Source organism: Synechococcus sp. 8F6, assembly GCF_002252665.1.
In the GTDB taxonomy this organism is placed as follows: Bacteria; Cyanobacteriota; Cyanobacteriia; order PCC-6307; family Cyanobiaceae; genus Cyanobium_A.
Genome location: NZ_NQKZ01000003.1, coordinates 89769 through 104260, shown reverse-complemented (window position 1 = coordinate 104260; position 14492 = coordinate 89769). Strand labels below are relative to the sequence as shown.

General features: G+C 66.6%; 20 protein-coding genes. 9 read left to right on the top strand and 11 right to left on the bottom strand.

Translation table 11 applies throughout. The features are described 5' to 3' along the window. The first annotated feature begins 233 nt into the window (after positions 1-233). On the top strand, positions 234-1292 hold the full coding sequence (locus CJZ78_RS03835; RefSeq protein WP_094559572.1) for a class I SAM-dependent methyltransferase: 1059 nt from the start codon (positions 234-236) through the stop codon (positions 1290-1292). On the opposite strand, the gene CJZ78_RS03830 is transcribed toward CJZ78_RS03835, so the two are convergent. Further along, positions 1289-1558 (bottom strand): hypothetical protein, encoded by a 270-nt coding sequence (locus CJZ78_RS03830; RefSeq protein ID WP_158217025.1) that lies wholly within the window; start codon positions 1556-1558, stop codon positions 1289-1291. The two genes, CJZ78_RS03835 and CJZ78_RS03830, sit on opposite strands and share 4 nt — an antisense overlap. 34 nt (positions 1559-1592) lie before the next feature. Between CJZ78_RS03830 and CJZ78_RS03825 the strand changes: the two genes are divergently transcribed. After that, positions 1593-1946: a DUF6439 family protein gene (locus CJZ78_RS03825; protein WP_198953838.1), complete on the top strand. Its 354-nt coding sequence runs from the start codon at positions 1593-1595 to the stop codon at positions 1944-1946. On the opposite strand, the gene CJZ78_RS03820 is transcribed toward CJZ78_RS03825, so the two are convergent. Together CJZ78_RS03820 and CJZ78_RS03815 are read right to left on the bottom strand one after the other, a co-directional pair. Beyond that, on the bottom strand, positions 1885-2322 hold the full coding sequence (locus CJZ78_RS03820) for an ATP-binding protein (RefSeq protein WP_094559570.1): 438 nt from the start codon (positions 2320-2322) through the stop codon (positions 1885-1887). The two genes, CJZ78_RS03825 and CJZ78_RS03820, sit on opposite strands and share 62 nt — an antisense overlap. Before the next feature lie 55 nt (positions 2323-2377). After that, entirely contained in the window at positions 2378-3106 is a 729-nt protein-coding gene (locus CJZ78_RS03815) for a GUN4 domain-containing protein (protein ID WP_094559569.1), read from the bottom strand. Positions 3107-3173: 67 nt separating this feature from the next. Here CJZ78_RS03815 and mnmH point away from each other — a divergent pair, with 67 nt between their 5' ends. From mnmH to CJZ78_RS03795, 4 genes are read left to right on the top strand one after another with little or no spacing between them, the layout of a single operon-like run. Continuing rightward, the gene (gene mnmH / locus CJZ78_RS03810; RefSeq protein WP_094559568.1) at positions 3174-4241 is read left to right on the top strand and encodes a tRNA 2-selenouridine(34) synthase MnmH; all 1068 of its coding nucleotides are present in this window, start codon (positions 3174-3176) and stop codon (positions 4239-4241) included. A gap of 24 nt (positions 4242-4265) precedes the next feature. Further along, positions 4266-4637, top strand: a complete 372-nt coding sequence (gene psb28, locus CJZ78_RS03805) for a photosystem II reaction center protein Psb28 (protein ID WP_094559567.1) — start codon at positions 4266-4268, stop codon at positions 4635-4637. 4 nt (positions 4638-4641) lie between these two features. Continuing rightward, positions 4642-5727: an AI-2E family transporter gene (locus tag CJZ78_RS03800; RefSeq protein ID WP_094559566.1), complete on the top strand. Its 1086-nt coding sequence runs from the start codon at positions 4642-4644 to the stop codon at positions 5725-5727. Positions 5728-5731: 4 nt separating this feature from the next. Further along, positions 5732-6733 carry an AI-2E family transporter gene (locus CJZ78_RS03795; protein ID WP_094559565.1) on the top strand — a complete coding sequence of 334 codons (1002 nt, stop codon included), beginning with the start codon at positions 5732-5734 and terminating at the stop codon, positions 6731-6733. A gap of 4 nt (positions 6734-6737) precedes the next feature. On the opposite strand, the gene CJZ78_RS03790 is transcribed toward CJZ78_RS03795, so the two are convergent. From CJZ78_RS03790 to rsmA, 7 genes are all read right to left on the bottom strand, one after another. After that, entirely contained in the window at positions 6738-6917 is a 180-nt protein-coding gene (locus CJZ78_RS03790; RefSeq protein WP_094559564.1) for a hypothetical protein, read from the bottom strand. A 28-nt stretch (positions 6918-6945) separates the two neighbouring features. Continuing rightward, positions 6946-7926 carry a protein translocase subunit SecF gene (gene secF, locus CJZ78_RS03785; RefSeq protein ID WP_233128463.1) on the bottom strand — a complete coding sequence of 327 codons (981 nt, stop codon included), beginning with the start codon at positions 7924-7926 and terminating at the stop codon, positions 6946-6948. A 7-nt stretch (positions 7927-7933) separates the two neighbouring features. Then, positions 7934-9415 carry a protein translocase subunit SecD gene (gene secD / locus CJZ78_RS03780; protein WP_094559562.1) on the bottom strand — a complete coding sequence of 494 codons (1482 nt, stop codon included), beginning with the start codon at positions 9413-9415 and terminating at the stop codon, positions 7934-7936. A 1-nt stretch (position 9416) separates the two neighbouring features. Continuing rightward, positions 9417-10400: a pyruvate dehydrogenase complex E1 component subunit beta gene (locus CJZ78_RS03775; protein WP_094559561.1), complete on the bottom strand. Its 984-nt coding sequence runs from the start codon at positions 10398-10400 to the stop codon at positions 9417-9419. A gap of 192 nt (positions 10401-10592) precedes the next feature. Beyond that, positions 10593-10925: a DUF3082 domain-containing protein gene (locus CJZ78_RS03770; protein ID WP_094559560.1), complete on the bottom strand. Its 333-nt coding sequence runs from the start codon at positions 10923-10925 to the stop codon at positions 10593-10595. Further along, the gene (gene ispE / locus CJZ78_RS03765; protein WP_094559559.1) at positions 10922-11857 is read right to left on the bottom strand and encodes a 4-(cytidine 5'-diphospho)-2-C-methyl-D-erythritol kinase; all 936 of its coding nucleotides are present in this window, start codon (positions 11855-11857) and stop codon (positions 10922-10924) included. Before ispE ends, CJZ78_RS03770 begins: the two co-directional genes overlap by 4 nt. Then, positions 11850-12689: a 16S rRNA (adenine(1518)-N(6)/adenine(1519)-N(6))-dimethyltransferase RsmA gene (gene rsmA / locus CJZ78_RS03760; RefSeq protein WP_094559558.1), complete on the bottom strand. Its 840-nt coding sequence runs from the start codon at positions 12687-12689 to the stop codon at positions 11850-11852. Before rsmA ends, ispE begins: the two co-directional genes overlap by 8 nt. A 24-nt stretch (positions 12690-12713) precedes the next feature. Here rsmA and CJZ78_RS14170 point away from each other — a divergent pair, with 24 nt between their 5' ends. Next, positions 12714-13061, top strand: a complete 348-nt coding sequence (locus CJZ78_RS14170) for a hypothetical protein (protein WP_198953837.1) — start codon at positions 12714-12716, stop codon at positions 13059-13061. 32 nt (positions 13062-13093) lie between these two features. Here the strand turns inward: CJZ78_RS14170 and CJZ78_RS03750 are convergent, their stop codons facing one another. Next, a complete protein-coding gene (locus tag CJZ78_RS03750) occupies positions 13094-13459 on the bottom strand; it encodes a YraN family protein (RefSeq protein WP_094559557.1) in 366 nt (121 codons plus the stop codon). Between the two features lie 105 nt (positions 13460-13564). Here CJZ78_RS03750 and CJZ78_RS03745 point away from each other — a divergent pair, with 105 nt between their 5' ends. Continuing rightward, positions 13565-14068, top strand: coding sequence for a pentapeptide repeat-containing protein (locus CJZ78_RS03745; RefSeq protein ID WP_094559556.1), 504 nt, complete (start codon positions 13565-13567; stop codon positions 14066-14068). Positions 14069-14078: 10 nt separating this feature from the next. After that, the gene (locus CJZ78_RS03740) at positions 14079-14471 is read left to right on the top strand and encodes a hypothetical protein (protein ID WP_094559555.1); all 393 of its coding nucleotides are present in this window, start codon (positions 14079-14081) and stop codon (positions 14469-14471) included. The last annotated feature ends 21 nt before the right edge of the window (positions 14472-14492 follow it).

The window sequence follows — 14492 nt, the reverse complement described above, 5'->3', positions numbered from 1 at the left end:
GGGCTTTTTGATGGTCGAAGCGGACCTGCCGAATCCGAACACTGATCAGCTCAGATCGAGCACAGCTCAGCTGAGTCTCCAGGCCTGGAATTCGAGGACTTCCTGGATCGCTGCATGCCATGGGGGCTGTATCTCGAGCCGTTGCTTGGAAACACAAGGGGGGGGGCACAGGTCTTCGCTGCTCGCGCTCGCCGGGGCAATCGGCTGGAATGGCAGCACGCGATTGCCCAGCCATGCCCGATCAGCTCACCAAGCTGGCCTACCAAACCATGCAGCAGGGCAAGGCTTTGCTGGGCTTGACCCATAAGGAAGTGAGCACCCGGCTGATGGGGTTGCTGGCTCCGGATGGCACCCCGAAAACCGTGCCGGTGCCGCCGGAATTGATGGGCCGGCTCAAGCAGTCGATGGACTGCCTGCACGAGCGTGATTGGCAGGAGGCGGAGCAGGGTCTGTATCCAGCGTCGTTGCTATTCGATGCCCCTTGGCTCGACTGGGCCAGCCGTTACCCGCTGGTATGGCTGGACATGCCCAGCACCTGGACCCGCCGCAGCGAGCGCAACGTGCGTGACCTACCCCAGGATGTGGATCCGGCCGCCTACCCCGACTACTACCTCCAGAACTTTCACCACCAGACTGACGGCTACCTGAGCGACCACTCCGCAGCCCTCTACGACCTGCAGGTGGAGATTCTGTTCAACGGCACCGCCGATCCGATGCGGCGGCGGGTGTTGGCGCCGCTGCTGCGAGGCATCAAAGCCTTTGCCGATCGGCCAGCGGGCCAGTTGCGGGTGCTCGACGTGGCCACCGGCACCGGCCGCACGCTGCGCCAGATCCGGGCCGCCCTGCCCCAGGCCCAGCTGGTGGGCCTGGATCTCTCCACGGCCTACCTTCGCCAGGCGAACAAATGGCTGAGCCAGTTGCCCGGCGAGCTGCCCCAGCTGGTGCAGGGCAATGGCGAAAGCATGCCCTTTGCGGAGGCCACGTTCCAAGGCCTCACCTGCGTCTTCCTGTTTCACGAACTGCCTGGAGACGCCCGTCAGGCGGTGATTGATGAGGCCTATCGCGTGCTCGAGCCCGGCGGGGTGGTGGTGCTGGCCGACTCGGTGCAGCTGGCCGATTCCCCCCAATTCAGCGCCGCGATGGAAAACTTCCGGCGCGTGTTCCACGAGCCCTACTACCGCGATTACATCAGCGACGACATCGACGGCCGCATGCGGCAGGCTGGATTTGAAGCCGTCGCCGCCGAATCCCACTTCATGACGCGGATCTGGACAGCGCGTAAACCGCGTTAACGCTTCAGCAACCAGGCCAGCAGCAATCCGGCGGTCGACCAGCGCAGCCCTCGCCAGAACAACACCTCCACCCGGTGCGGGGGTGCCAAAGACTCCGGCAGCGGATCCAGCAGGCGCTGGGTCAGGGCCAGGCGCTGGCGTTGGCGCCGCTGGGTCACCCCGGAGCTGTGGCGCGTCAGCGAGGCCTGGGTGAACAAGCCGTCCAAGAGGTGCAGCAGACGGATCGGCTGGTGTACCAGATGGTGGCCCAGGGGTCGGCTCGGCATAGCCAGCTCACAGCAACGCAGCAGTGGCATCAGGATGGGGCCTGCCATCAACAAACGTCCAGTGCCCACCTCGCCGCCCAAGCCATCCCGGTGCTGGCCTGAGGGAGCCCTGGATCAGGCCCTGGCCCTGCAGCGCCAACTGGCCATCGGCGATCGCGATTGGCACGCCCTCAAGGCCCAGCGGTCCCGACGGGGAGCGGAGCAGCTGGCCGCTGCCCTGGTGCTCCTGCTGGGCGGCGATGACCCCAGCGCCCCCCAGGCCAGCGCCGCCCGCCAGCAGGCCATCGAACTGGTGGAACACGGCCTGGGCTGGTTGCGGGGGGAGCTCAGCGACCCCGGTTGCCCCAGCCACCGACCGGCGACAGCACCGCAGCCCGCTGGCGACTGACGGCCAGTTGCAGCCGGTTACCGCGGCTGCTCCAGCGCACGTCGTCAAAGCAGTTGTGGATCAAGAACAGGCCTCGTCCGCCGGTGGCGTCAAGCTGCTCCGGCAGGGACGTGGTGCGGGCATCCGGCGGCAGCCCCGGGCCTTCATCCTGCACTTGCCACACCAGCCAGCGCGGGGTTTCAATCCGCCGCACCCGCAGGCACTTGGCCGGATCGCAACCATTGCCGTGGCGCACCGCGTTGACCAGCGCCTCCTGGAGACCCAGCTGCACCTGGCTCTGAAGCTGCAGGCAGCGGATCGGCTCAATCAGCAACTCCAGCAGCGGAGCGAGCTGCAGGGTCGAAGGCGTGATGAAATCTGACCAGCGCAGCGCCATCCGGCTGGGATCCGCAGGGGCCAATTCGACCCTACGCCGCTGCCGGCACCCTGGCTCAGGCGTAGATGCGCTGTTGCAGAGCGGGATGGCTGAGCAGGGCATCCATCAACCGCACCCCCCGCAGCTGGTTCACCAGGGGCATGTGCCCCTCGGGCGCATCGATGGACCACTGGAAGGAGCCCGGGTAGCGGGTCCACCGGCCCCCGTCCTTCCAGGCCAACTTGGGCCAGAGCAGCTCCCAGCGGTCGTTGCAACTGCGCAGCAGTCGCCCTTGCACGGAAAACCCGAAACGCCCGCGCGAAAAGCACACCCAGAGGCGATCCAGGCTGTCGAGATCGGCCGACGGCATCGGCGGCACCTCGCTGTAATACACATAGCCACGGCGCACCGCGGTCGGCCCGGCCAGCTCCCGCAGCAGGGCGCTGGTGATCCGATCGGCCTCCTCAAACTGTTGGGCCATCAGGGCCTGTTGCAGCGGCGCGTAGTCGAGTCCTCGCGCCGACACCGTGGCCAGCCACCCCAGGGGATACCGGGCCAGGAAGGCGTCGCGCAGGCCGTCACTCTCGTCGAGCAACAACTGGATCAGGAAACCGGCGGCCCAGTCGTCGCCAGTGGCATCGAGGGCCGACAGGTGGTCGGCGATCAGCGGCCGCAGGAGCTGCCGCTGCTCCTGCAGGGCGGCCAGCAGGGCACGACGCTGTCGGGGATTGCCGCTCTGAAAGCGCTCAAGCAGAGACTCGGGGCTGGCGCTAGTGGTGGCGGTGACCGGAGGACCGGAAAGCATGGAAGGGGTCGAAGCCTGAAGCGAAGCCAGCGTGGGACCACTATGTCAGCAGAGATCCACAACAGCGATGCCGGGCGCCAGCCCCCCCCTCACCGTGGCAGCTTTCCTGGCGGCAGGCGGGCCCATCGTCGATGTACGTAGTCCCCAGGAATTTGCCCAGGGCCACATCCCTGGCGCCCTCAACCTGCCCCTGTTCAGCGATGACGAAAGGGCTCAGGTGGGCACCTGCTACAAGCACAAGGGTCGCCCTGCGGCGATCCAGCTTGGGCTGGAGCTGGTGGGTCCCAAGTTGGCAGCGCTGGGCCAGGAGCTGCGCCGGCTGGGTCAGCACAACACACCCCTGCGGCTGCACTGCTGGCGGGGCGGCATGCGCTCAGGCAGCGTCGCCTGGCTGGCCAGCACCCTGGAGCTACCGGTGCTGCTGCTTGAGGGTGGCTACAAGGCCTACCGCCGCTGGGTGCTGGACACCTTCGAGCGGCCCTGGCCGCTGCTGGTGCTGGGCGGACGCACCGGCACCGGCAAGACCGATCTGCTGCTGGCCCTGCGGCGTCAGGGAGCAGCCGTGGTTGATCTGGAGGGGCTTGCCCACCACCGAGGAAGCAGTTTTGGCGGCTTGGGGCTGCCGACCCAACCCAGCAGCGAGCACTACGAAAATCGTCTTGCGTCCAACCTGCAGGCTCTCGAGGGCCAGGCGCCGATCTGGGTCGAGGCGGAAAGCGCCCAGGTGGGCCGCTGCCGGATCCCCGCCGGTCTGTGGCGGCAGATGGGGGAGGCGCCCGCGATCGAGATCCAGCGCCCACTGGCAGAGCGTGTCGAGCAGCTCGTGGCGGTGTATGGAAACCAGGGGCAGGAGGCCCTGCGCCAGGCCACCGAACGGATCGCCCGTCGGCTGGGGCCTCAGCGCACCGCCACGGCCCTGGAAGCAATCGACCGTTGCGACTGGGCCAGCGCCTGCGTCCAGATGCTGGATTACTACGACCGCTGCTACGACCACGAGCTGAGCCGCCGGAACAGCCCAGTGCTGACCAGCGTCGACCTGGCGGGAATCGCTGCCGATGCCGCCGCCAGCCGGCTGCTGCAGGAGGCAGAGGAGCGCAGTGTTGCAACTGCGGTCCACTCTGAGGCTGGCTCCTAGGATTGATTTTTGTCCCCGCTTGCCATGGGCGCCGCCATTCAGTTCTTCCGCGGGGTGGATGAGCCGGTCGTGCCCGATATCCGCTTAACCCGCTCCCGCGATGGCCGCACCGGTCAGGCCCTGTTCGTGTTCGAAGAACCCGACGCCCTCGCCCCTGAGAGCATGGGAGACATCACCGGCATGTTCCTGGTGGATGAGGAGGGCGAGCTGGTGACCCGTGAGGTCAAGGCCCGCTTTGTCAATGGCAAGGCCAGCGCCCTCGAGTGCACCTACACCTGGAAGAGCACCGAAGACTTCGACCGCTTCATGCGCTTTGCCCAGCGTTACGCCGACAGTCACGATCTCGGCTTCTCGAACAACAAGGGCGAAGATCAGGCGGAGCAGGACGAGGCCTGATCCCTTGAAATTCGGCCAATGGCTGGGGCTATTGGCGCTGGTGGCAGCCCTGGTGCTGCTCTGGAACCTGCGCCAGAGCCTGATGCATCTGTTTGCTGCCGTGGTCCTGGCGATGGCGCTCTGCACCCTCGTGGGTGCCATCCAGACCCGCCTGCGCTGCTCCCGTCCAGTTGCCCTGTTGCTCAGCCTGGGCACGGCAACCCTGCTGCTGGCGGTGGTGGCCACGGCGGTGATTCCCCCGTTCGTCGACCAGTTCAGCCAGCTGCTGAGCAAATTGCCGGCGGCCGCCGAAACCCTCCTGGAGCTGCTGCGTGATGGCCTGGCTCGGGTGAGCCAGATGCTTTACGGCACCCGAGAAGGCGGATTGTCCTGGCTGCGCAATGGCCTGATCGGCGGAGCCGACGCATCCAGCGGCTTGTCGTCTGGTCTGGGCGGCAGCCTGGGGTCCGGCGCCCTGCGACTGGTGGGGCTGGCTGGTGGTCTCGGCACCGGCTTGCTGCAAACCCTGTTTGTATTTGCAGTGGCCCTGATGGTGGCGGTGCAACCCGTCGCCTATCGCGAGGTGGCCGTGTTGCTGGTGCCTTCGTTTTACCGGCGCCGTTTCCGCCAGGTGCTGGTGCAATGCGGCGAGGCCCTGAGTGCCTGGATGGTGGGAGTGCTGATCAGCTCCCTGTGTGTGGGCACCCTGGCGGCCATCGGCCTGAGCCTGCTGGGTGTGAAGTTGGTGGCCGCCAATGCGCTACTGGCGGGGCTGCTCAACATCATTCCCAACGTGGGACCAACCCTCAGCACCCTCTTTCCGATGTCGGTGGCCCTGCTGGATGCCCCGTGGAAAGCTGCAGCGGTGCTGGTGCTTTATGTCGCCGTGCAAAATCTCGAGAGTTACTTCATCACCCCGTCGGTGATGCACCACCAACTACGGCTGCTGCCCGGTCTCACCCTCACGGCCCAGCTGCTGTTCACGGTGGTGTTCGGCCCCCTCGGCCTGCTGCTCGCCCTGCCCCTGGCGGTGTGCTTGCAGGTGATCGTGCGCGACCTGCTGATCCACGACATCCTGGATCCATGGAAACGCCACCGGCTGGCCCCTTGACCCCATGAACGGCCGCACGGTGCTGGGGGCTCTGGCCCTGATCGTGTTGGGGTTGCTCAGCTGGGAATTGCGCTGGGTGCTGCTGGTGCTGTTTGGCGCGGTGGTGCTGGCCGTGGCCCTCGATGTGCCCATCACACTTCTGCGGCGCCTGCTGCCGCTGAACCGGCCCGCCGCCCTGGTGTTGGTGCTGGTGGCCCTTGTGCTGGTGGGTGGGCTGCTGGCCCAACTGCTGTTGCCGGAACTGCTTCAGCAGATCAGCCAACTCTCGGAGCTGCTGCCGGCCCTCGCCCAAAGGTTGGCCGACCTCGCCGGTCAGGTGCGTTGGCTGCCCGGCCTGGAGCGCCAGCTGATGGAGCTGGGCACCTGGGACAACCTGCAACCCCTCGGCAGCCAGCTGCTGGGGTTTGCCGGCGGGGCCGCCAACACGTCGATCCAACTGGTGTTAATGGCCTTGCTGGCCATCCTGCTGGCGCTGGATCCGCGCAGTCACCAGAAGGTTGTAGTGGCGCTGACGCCGAGCTTCTTGCGGCTCCAGATGGGCCACCTGCTGAGCGAATCCCGCCAGGCCCTTGGAGGCTGGCTGGCCGGCATGACCCTCTCCGCCGTGAGCGTGTTTCTGCTCACCTGGGCGGGGCTGGCGCTGCTGGGGGTGCCCCTGGCGCTACTGAGCGCCCTGATCTGCGGCCTGCTCACCTTCGTTCCCACCATCGGCCCCACCGCTGCCACCCTGCTGCCCCTGGCCCTGGCCCTGCTGGTTTCGCCGGCCAAGATGATTCAGGTGCTGGTGTTGCGGGTGGTGCTCCAAAACGCCGAGGCCTTTCTGCTGACACCGGTGCTGCTGCGTCGCACGGTGAATCTGCTGCCCACCGTGGCCCTCACCGCCCAGCTGTGCCTAGGGGCCCTGCTCGGATTGCCCGGGGTGTTGCTGGCCCTGCCCCTGGTGGTGGTGCTGCAGGTGCTTTGCGAGGAAGTGGTGGTGAAGGAGGTGATGGATCGCTGGACCTAGTTCTTTATCTGGGCCGACCGCGGTAGCGCTGCAGGATCGAGGGCAGGAGCAGCAACACCGCCACCGCCAGCGGATGGCTGCGGATCGCCGCCCCCAACCCTGCCAAGGTGAAGTGTTCCAGGAGCAACTGCAACTCAACCCGCAGATCCAACAGGGCCAGCAGGCCCAGCGATACGGGGACCATCGCCCAGCCAAGCCTCCGCAGTGAACGGTCAGCGACGGGACAGTACCGGCAGCAGGGTGGGTGCCACCCCGATGCTGGACCAGGCGCCTACGAGGATGCCGAAACTGAGGGCAATCGCGAACCAGTACAGGGTGCTGCCGCCAAAGAAGATCAAGGCGATCAGGGGTAGCAGGGTGGTGAGGGAGGTGTAGACGGAGCGGGTGAGTGTGCTGATCACGGCTTCATCGGCCTGATCCGCCAAGGGGAGGTCCTTGAGCTGGTTCCGCTTCTCACGGATCCGATCAAAGATCACCACCGTGTCATTCACGGAATAGCCGGCAATGGTCAGCAGGGCCACGGCGAACAGACTGTTCACCTCCACCCCGGCCAGCAGACCGAGCCAGGCAAACAGACCGCAGGTGATCAGCACGTCGTGGGCCAGGCACAACAACGCCAGGGCCGCATAGATGCGGTCGTAACGAAAACTGATGTAGAGGGAAATGCCCACAAAACTCACCAGCAGCGATACCAAACTGGCCTGGAGCAACTGGGAGCCCAGCGTGGGGCCGATCGTGTCGATGGACAAACCACCGGGCACCGTGTCTCCCACCTGATCCTGGAGCGCCTGCAGCACCACCTGGGCCTGATCCGGACTGAGGCTGGGGGTGCGCGCCACCAGGGAGCGGCCGCCATCCAGCAGCTGAACCGAAGCCCCAGCCAATGCAGGGGCTGGATTGGCGCCATCGGCGGGCAGCTTCAGGGCAGCGAGCGACCGCTGCAGGGTGGAAACCGTCAGAGGGGTGCAAGCGGACTCGCAGCGCCGCTCGAGTTGGATCTGGGTGCCTCCGGTGAAGTCCAGACCCGGCCGCAGTGGGGCTCGGATCGACGGAGAAGTCCAGCTGAGGGCCATCCCAAGGATGCTCAACACCAAAGCCACCAGCGACAGCAGCCAAAGACGGCGGCGATGACGGTTGACGCGGAAGGCGAACATCGGCCGGCTGGTGGAGGAAGGGGCAGGGATGGGGGGCATGGTCAACTCAAGCCACTCGCTCAGAGCGCTGGGCCAGCGGAATGAAGTAATCGATCCGGCGCAGGGCTGGATAACTCATCAGCACCCTTAACAACGTGCGGGTGCAGGTGAGAGCACTGAACAGGCTCAGCAGCACACCGATGCCAAGGGTGACCGCAAAGCCTTTGACAAAACCGGTGCCCAGAGCGAAGAGGGCGATACAGCTGATCAGGGTGGTGACCTGTCCATCGAGGATGGAAGACAAGGCGAGGGAAAAGCCCGTGTCGATCGAGCGAATGAGGGTGTTGCCAGTGCGCAACTCCTCCTTGAGCCGCTCGAAAATCAGCACATTGGCGTCTACCGCCATGCCCAGCGACAGGATAAATCCGGCAATGCCTGGCAGGGTCAGGGTGACGGGAATCAGGGCATAGGCGGCCAGATTGAACAGGCCATACAGAGAGAGGGAGATCACTGCCACGATGCCGGCGAGGCGGTACACCACCACCATGAACACCGCTACCAGCAACAGGCCGGTGAGGGCAGCCAGCAGGCTGGTGCGGATGTTTTCGGCGCCGAGCGAGGGGCCGATCGTGCGCACCTCCAGAATTTTCACCGGCAGGGGCAAAGAGCCTCCGCGCAGCTGCACCTCCAGATCACGGGCTTCTTCAGCGCTGAAATTGCCGGTGATGCTGGCGGAGCCACCGGTGATGCCGGCCGCCTTGAACTCAGGGCCCACGCTGGCTTCGCTGATCGAGCGCCCGTCGAGCACGATCCCCAGCAGGCGCCCTGTACCGGCAATCGACTGGGTGAGCTGGGCAAACTTGTCGCCCCCATCCTTGTTGAAACTGAGGGTCACATCCCAGCCAGGTCCGCTCTGCTGCTGCTGCCGCCCAGCAGTCACGAGATCCTTGCCACTGAGGCTGGCCGGCTCAAAGAGCGCCACGATGTCAACGTTGATCCGCTGAAGATCGGCCTGCACCTGCTCGCGGTCGATTTGCTTGGGGTCTGCCTGGCTGGGGTCTGCCTGCTGGGAATCGCTGGTTGACGGTGCACTGTCCTGGCTGGGCTGGCCCAGGCGCGCCAGCAGGGCCGTGGCCTGACGCTTCAGGGTGAGCAGCTCCTGCATGCGCTGCTCCGTTCCCGGTTTCTGGGCCCGAAACTCCAGCAGGGCCGTGGTGCCGAGCACGGTGGCCGCCCGGGTGGGGTCCTGTTCGCCGGGCAGCTGCAACACCAACTGGTCGTCGCCGACGGTTTGCAGAGTCGACTCAGCCACGCCCAACCCATTGATGCGGCGATCGAGCACGTCCTTAACGGCGTCGAGCTGCTCTTTGCGGACGGTGGTGATGGCTCCGGCAGGCTGGACCTGCAGGGTCAACTGGCTGCCACCGCGGAGATCCAGGCCGAGCCTCTGCCCCAGCGGGGTGGAGGGGCTGTTCCAGCTGAACAGCAGGGCTCCGGCCGCGATGGCCAGGGCAAGGATCAGGGCAAACCACCCCTGTTGGCGGGCCATCTCAGATCTGGCCCGCGAGCAGTTGCTGGGCCGCGGCGACGATTTGGTGGGGCTGGATGATCGTCAGGTTTTCCAGGGCGCCGTTGTAGGGCGTGGGGATGTCCTGGGAAGAGAGACGAATCGGCCGGGCATCGAGCTCGTCAAAGCAATGCTCGGTGATCAGAGCAATGAGCTCAGCGCCGATGCCGCCGGTCTTCATGCACTCCTCCACCACGATCACGTTGTGGGTTTTGCGGATCGAGCGGGCGATGGTGTCCATGTCGAAGGGTTTGAGGCTGATCAGATCAATCAGCTCCACGCTCACACCATCCTTCTCCAGCTGCTCCACCGCCTTGAGGCAGTGGTGACGCATGCGGGAATAGGTGAGGATCGTGATATCACTGCCCTCGCGCACAACTTCCGCTTGATCCAGGGCGCAGATGTAGTCGCCCTCGGGAATGTCTTCCGAAAGGTTGTACAGCAGCACATGCTCAAAAAAGAGCACAGGGTTGTTGTCGCGGATCGCCGCCTTCATCAACCCCTTGGCATTGGTGGGGGTGCTCACCGCCACGATCTTGATGCCGGGCACCGCGTGGAAATAGGCCTCAAGGCGCTGACTATGCTCCGCCCCCAGCTGCCGACCGACACCACCGGGGCCACGCACCACGGTGGGAATCGTGTAGTTGCCGCCGCTGGTGTAACGCAGCATCCCCATGTTGTTGGAGATCTGGTTGAAGGCCAACAGCAGGAAGCCCATATTCATGCCCTCCACGATCGGGCGCAGACCCGTCATGGCAGCCCCCACGGCCATGCCGGTGAAGGCGTTCTCGGCGATCGGGGTGTCCAGAACCCGCAGTTCGCCGTACTTCTCGTAGAGGTCCTTGGTCACCTTGTAAGAACCGCCGTATTGGCCGACGTCCTCGCCCATCACGCAGACGTGCGGATCGCGGGCCATCTCTTCATCGATGGCCTCGCGGAGGGCGTTGAAGAGAAGCGTCTCTGCCACGGCGGGAAGGCGATTCCGGCACAGGACCGGTGGTGCCGCCAACTTATCTCAGCCGCTAGCGGCGGCAGTGGCCTCAGCCCCCGGCAGCGAACGTGGAGAGCAGCAGCACCGACAGCAGCATGCCGGGCAGCAACAGCGTCACCAACAGACCAAGGTCGTGGGGGGTCATAGGACGGCGCTAGTGGATGGAGGTTAGGGAGTTTTACCCGACTCCACAGGGGCTGATCCGGAACCGGACACCAGGCTGCGCACGAACACCAGGGCCAACCCCACGGCAATGAAGGCAAAGCTGAAGGTGGCCAGGAAGGCCATGCCCACAATCAGGGTCTTGAGGGCGGTGGCAATGCTCTGGGCAATGGCAGAGCTGTAACTGGGCGGGTGCAGGGCGTAGTAGCTCACCATCCGGCGGCTCAAGCCCAGGGCAAACCAGGCCAGCAGCCCGGCGGTGAGCGAACCGGACAGGAAGCTCAGGGGGCCCTTGCGGGGAGCCGCATCGGACTCGGTCGGGGGATTGGGGTCGCTCACGCCTCCAGGCTGACACCTCGGTTGCTGAAGCCACAACACCAGGCCTCAAAGCCCGCCTGCTCGAGCTGGGACGCCAAGCCGGCCTGGGCCGCCTGCGCCTCGGCGAGGCCGGCGAAGATGGCAAACAGGCTCGGGCCCGATCCGCTCATGGCCACCGCCAGCGGGCCTTCGGCCTGGCGCAGCAGAGCCAGGCCCTGCCGCACACTCTCCACATCGGGTTCCACCACGGCCTGCAGGTCATTGCGCAGCGCAGGCAGGGCAGCGCCCTGGTGCAGGGCCTGCAGCAGCGGCCCCTGGCGCAACGCCTGACGGCGTTGCTCAAAGTCGTGCTCGCCCTGGAGGTAAAAATCACCCCGCATCGCCTTGCAGCGGCCGTAGGCCCAGGGGGTGCTGACACTGACCTCGGGGTGCTTGATCAACAGCACCGCCAAACCCAGGGGCTCCGCGCGCTCCACCGGCTCCAGCCGCTCGCCACGGCCGAAGCACAGCTGGGTGCCGCCATCGAGGCAGAACGGCATGTCGGATCCGAGCTCGGCGGCCATCGTCTGCAGGGTCTCGGCATCAAAGCCCAACCCCCACAGGGCATTGAGGCCCACCAGGGCCGCCGCCCCGTTGCTGGAGCCACCGGCCAACCCGGCACCGATGGGGATGCGTTTCTCAAGCACAATCTCGGCGCCCAGCTCGGAAAACCCCGAACGGGCCCGCAACAGCTCGCCAGCCCGCACGATCAGGTTGCTGCCATCGGTGGGCAGGTCGGCTCGGTCGCAGCGCAGGCTGATCCGGGCATCGGCGGTGGGCTGCAGCCGCAAGGTGTCCGCCAGCTCAATCGACTGCATCACCATCGCCAGCTCGTGGAAGCCGTCGGGTCGCAGGCCCAACACCTCCAGGTGCAGGTTGATTTTGGCGGGGGCCCGCACGCACAGGTCAGCCATGGGCGGGAGGGGGCGCAGTGACAGTGGTGGTCTGATTCAAGCCGCCCGCCAACGCCACCCAGGCTGACGGGGCGATCTCCTGGGGCCGTTGCTGCAGGTTGATACCCGCCGCTGCCACCAGCTCAGCCAGCTGGGCTTCCGGGAGCAGGCCCGCCAGAGTGTTGCGCAGCATCTTGCGTCGGGCAGCAAAGCAGCGCTTCAGCAGCATCTCCACGGTGCGGGCCAGCAGCGGCACCAGCTGCTGGGCAGCTGGCAGGGGCTCCAGCAGGATCACCTCGGAGTGCACCTGCGGCGGCGGCTGAAAACAGCGCGGGGGAACGGCACAGACGCTGCGGCAGTGGGCCATCAGCTGCATCCGCACACTCAACGCCGAGTAGGCGCTGGCCCCTGGCTGGCAGCGGATGCGCTCCCCCACCTCCCGCTGCACCAACAGCACCAGGCGCTCGTAGGGGCGGGCAACGGGTCGATCGAGGCGGCCCACCAGGCGCTCCAGCAGGGGGCCGGTGATGTTGTACGGGATGTTGGCCACCACCTTGTTGGCTGCCGGCAGCTCAACCGCCAGCACATCGCCTGGGGTGAGGCTGAACCGCGGTTCGCCGCCAAAACGCTCCTGCAGACCGTGCACCAGATCGCGATCGAGCTCCACCGCTGCCACCACCCCCGCCGGCGAGGCCAGCAGCCGCTCGGTGAGCGCTCCCCGACCCGGCCCCACCTCCAGCACCCGATCGGCGGGCTCGAGCTCTGCGGCCGCCACGATGCGGCCGAGCACCCCCTGATCCACCAACCAGTGCTGGCCGAAACGCTTGCGGGCGCGGTGGGCAGCAAAACTCATGGATGACGCTGCAGTTGCTCCACATTGCCTGTCTCCCCTCTCCGCCTCGCCCAGCGGCCCACCCCCGCGCTGGCCCGTCTGCTCCTGACTGGATCGCTGCTCGCCGGAATGCTGCTGGCTGGCATCGCGGGGCTGTCCCCCGCCGCCCGCGCTGGCAGCGCCACCGCCTCCTCGATCTGGAACAAAACCAATGCCCTCGCTCGGGCACGGCAGCAGCTGCCGCCGGGGGCTGTCATCACCGGCGAACACTGTCAGGAGGTGGAGGTGGGGATCGGCAACATCCGCTATCTCTGCACGGTGGAGTTCAGCCCCGCTCCAGCCGTCAGCACACCCACCTCCACTCCGACACAAACTCCGACCCCGACACCCTGACGCCTGGCCTTGACCCGATGCGCCGTGGTCGCTTAGCCGTCTGGGCGAATCCAGCGCACCGGGCCGGTCGCCGGGGCGAGCGGCACCAGGGCATACACCATCTCCACCGGGCTCTCGGCCCAGGTTGGCTGGCTCTCGAGCCAGCAATGCCAGGCCCGCTCCAACCGCTGACGCTTACCGCGCCGTAGGGAGCCGACCCCCCAACCATCGGGGCCAGGCCGGCGCCGACCCTTCACCTCCACCAGCAGCAGTCGCCCCTGCTTCTCCAGCACCAGGTCGAGCTCGCCCCAGCGGCAGACCCACTGCCGGGCCAGCAGCCGCCAGCCACGCTGCTGCAACAGGCGCAGGGCGCGCTGCTCGGCCCAGTCGCCCTGACGGCGTGCGGTGGTGCGTGGCATGGCCCTCCCCGGTGTGGCCTCAGGGTTCCCACAAGGGGTCGAGCATCCCGGCGGAATGGCCCTCCTTAGGCTGGGATGAGCTGAAAGGTTGCCATGCATCCGCCGATGTCTCCGAAGCGCGGCCCACACCGCCTGGCTGGCTGGGTGCTGGCGCTGCTGCTGGCCCTCGGCACCACCTGGCTGGCCCCCGCCCCGGCCATGGCCGCCATGGATGTGGCCAAGCAGGTGCTGATCGGCGCTGATTTCCACGACCAGGATCTGCGCGGCGCCACCTTCAACCTCACCAACCTGCGGGACGCCACCTTCGCCGGCTCCGATCTGCAGGGAGCCAGCCTGTTCGGCGCCAAGCTCCAGGACGCCGATCTGAGCAACACCAACCTGCGCGAAGCCACCCTCGATTCGGCGATCTTCGATGGCACCAACCTCACCAATGCAGTGCTGGAAGATGCCTTTGCCTTCAACACCAAATTCACCAACGTGGTGATTGAGGGGGCCGACTTCACCAACGTGCCGCTGCGGGGCGATGCCCTCAAAACCCTCTGCGGCGTGGCCAGCGGCACCAACCCCGTCACCGGCCGCGACACCCGTTCCTCCCTGGGCTGCAGCTGACCCCCGAACCATGAGTTTCGACGCCCGCAGCCGCGAACGCCTCGAGGCCCTCGGCCGCAGCCTGCCCAAACCGCTGCCCACACCGACGCCGCCCCAGCAGGGCACGCCCAAGGCCACAGACAAACGCCATCGCGTTGAAGTCGAGGAGAACCCGGAGGCCCTGTTTCGCGAACTGATGCAGGTCAGCCCGGATGGCACCGTGCCGCCCCATCTGATGGAGCGGTTGCGGGAGCTGGAAGCCCGCCGGCAGGACCCTCCACCGGCAGCCGCTCCCGCCTCGGGTCGCAACAGGCCCACCGGAGCCAACACCGTGGGCCGGGCGGATCCCCGCACGGCCGCGGACCACGTCGACCTTTACACCGCATTCCAGCAACTGCTGCTGGAAGACGACGAGGACGCCTGAGCTGGCTGCTGCAGACCCGAG

Bases quoted from the DNA above. Each gene is read 5' to 3' on its own strand.
- rsmA (WP_094559558.1), bottom strand. From the start codon at position 12,689: ATGAGTTTTGCTGCCCACCGCGCCCGCAAGCGTTTCGGCCAGCACTGG.
- CJZ78_RS03795 (WP_094559565.1), top strand. From the start codon at position 5,732: ATGAACGGCCGCACGGTGCTGGGGGCTCTGGCCCTGATCGTGTTGGGG.
- ispE (WP_094559559.1), bottom strand. From the start codon at position 11,857: ATGGCTGACCTGTGCGTGCGGGCCCCCGCCAAAATCAACCTGCACCTG.
- secF (WP_233128463.1), bottom strand. From the start codon at position 7,926: ATGCCCCCCATCCCTGCCCCTTCCTCCACCAGCCGGCCGATGTTCGCC.
- CJZ78_RS03740 (WP_094559555.1), top strand. From the start codon at position 14,079: ATGAGTTTCGACGCCCGCAGCCGCGAACGCCTCGAGGCCCTCGGCCGC.
- mnmH (WP_094559568.1), top strand. From the start codon at position 3,174: ATGCCGGGCGCCAGCCCCCCCCTCACCGTGGCAGCTTTCCTGGCGGCA.
- CJZ78_RS03745 (WP_094559556.1), top strand. From the start codon at position 13,565: ATGTCTCCGAAGCGCGGCCCACACCGCCTGGCTGGCTGGGTGCTGGCG.
- CJZ78_RS03820 (WP_094559570.1), bottom strand. From the start codon at position 2,322: ATGGCGCTGCGCTGGTCAGATTTCATCACGCCTTCGACCCTGCAGCTC.
- secD (WP_094559562.1), bottom strand. From the start codon at position 9,415: ATGGCCCGCCAACAGGGGTGGTTTGCCCTGATCCTTGCCCTGGCCATC.
- CJZ78_RS03835 (WP_094559572.1), top strand. From the start codon at position 234: ATGCCCGATCAGCTCACCAAGCTGGCCTACCAAACCATGCAGCAGGGC.
- CJZ78_RS03790 (WP_094559564.1), bottom strand. From the start codon at position 6,917: ATGGTCCCCGTATCGCTGGGCCTGCTGGCCCTGTTGGATCTGCGGGTT.
- CJZ78_RS03815 (WP_094559569.1), bottom strand. From the start codon at position 3,106: ATGCTTTCCGGTCCTCCGGTCACCGCCACCACTAGCGCCAGCCCCGAG.
- CJZ78_RS03825 (WP_198953838.1), top strand. From the start codon at position 1,593: ATGGGGCCTGCCATCAACAAACGTCCAGTGCCCACCTCGCCGCCCAAG.
- CJZ78_RS03830 (WP_158217025.1), bottom strand. From the start codon at position 1,558: ATGCCGAGCCGACCCCTGGGCCACCATCTGGTACACCAGCCGATCCGT.
- psb28 (WP_094559567.1), top strand. From the start codon at position 4,266: ATGGGCGCCGCCATTCAGTTCTTCCGCGGGGTGGATGAGCCGGTCGTG.
- CJZ78_RS03750 (WP_094559557.1), bottom strand. From the start codon at position 13,459: ATGCCACGCACCACCGCACGCCGTCAGGGCGACTGGGCCGAGCAGCGC.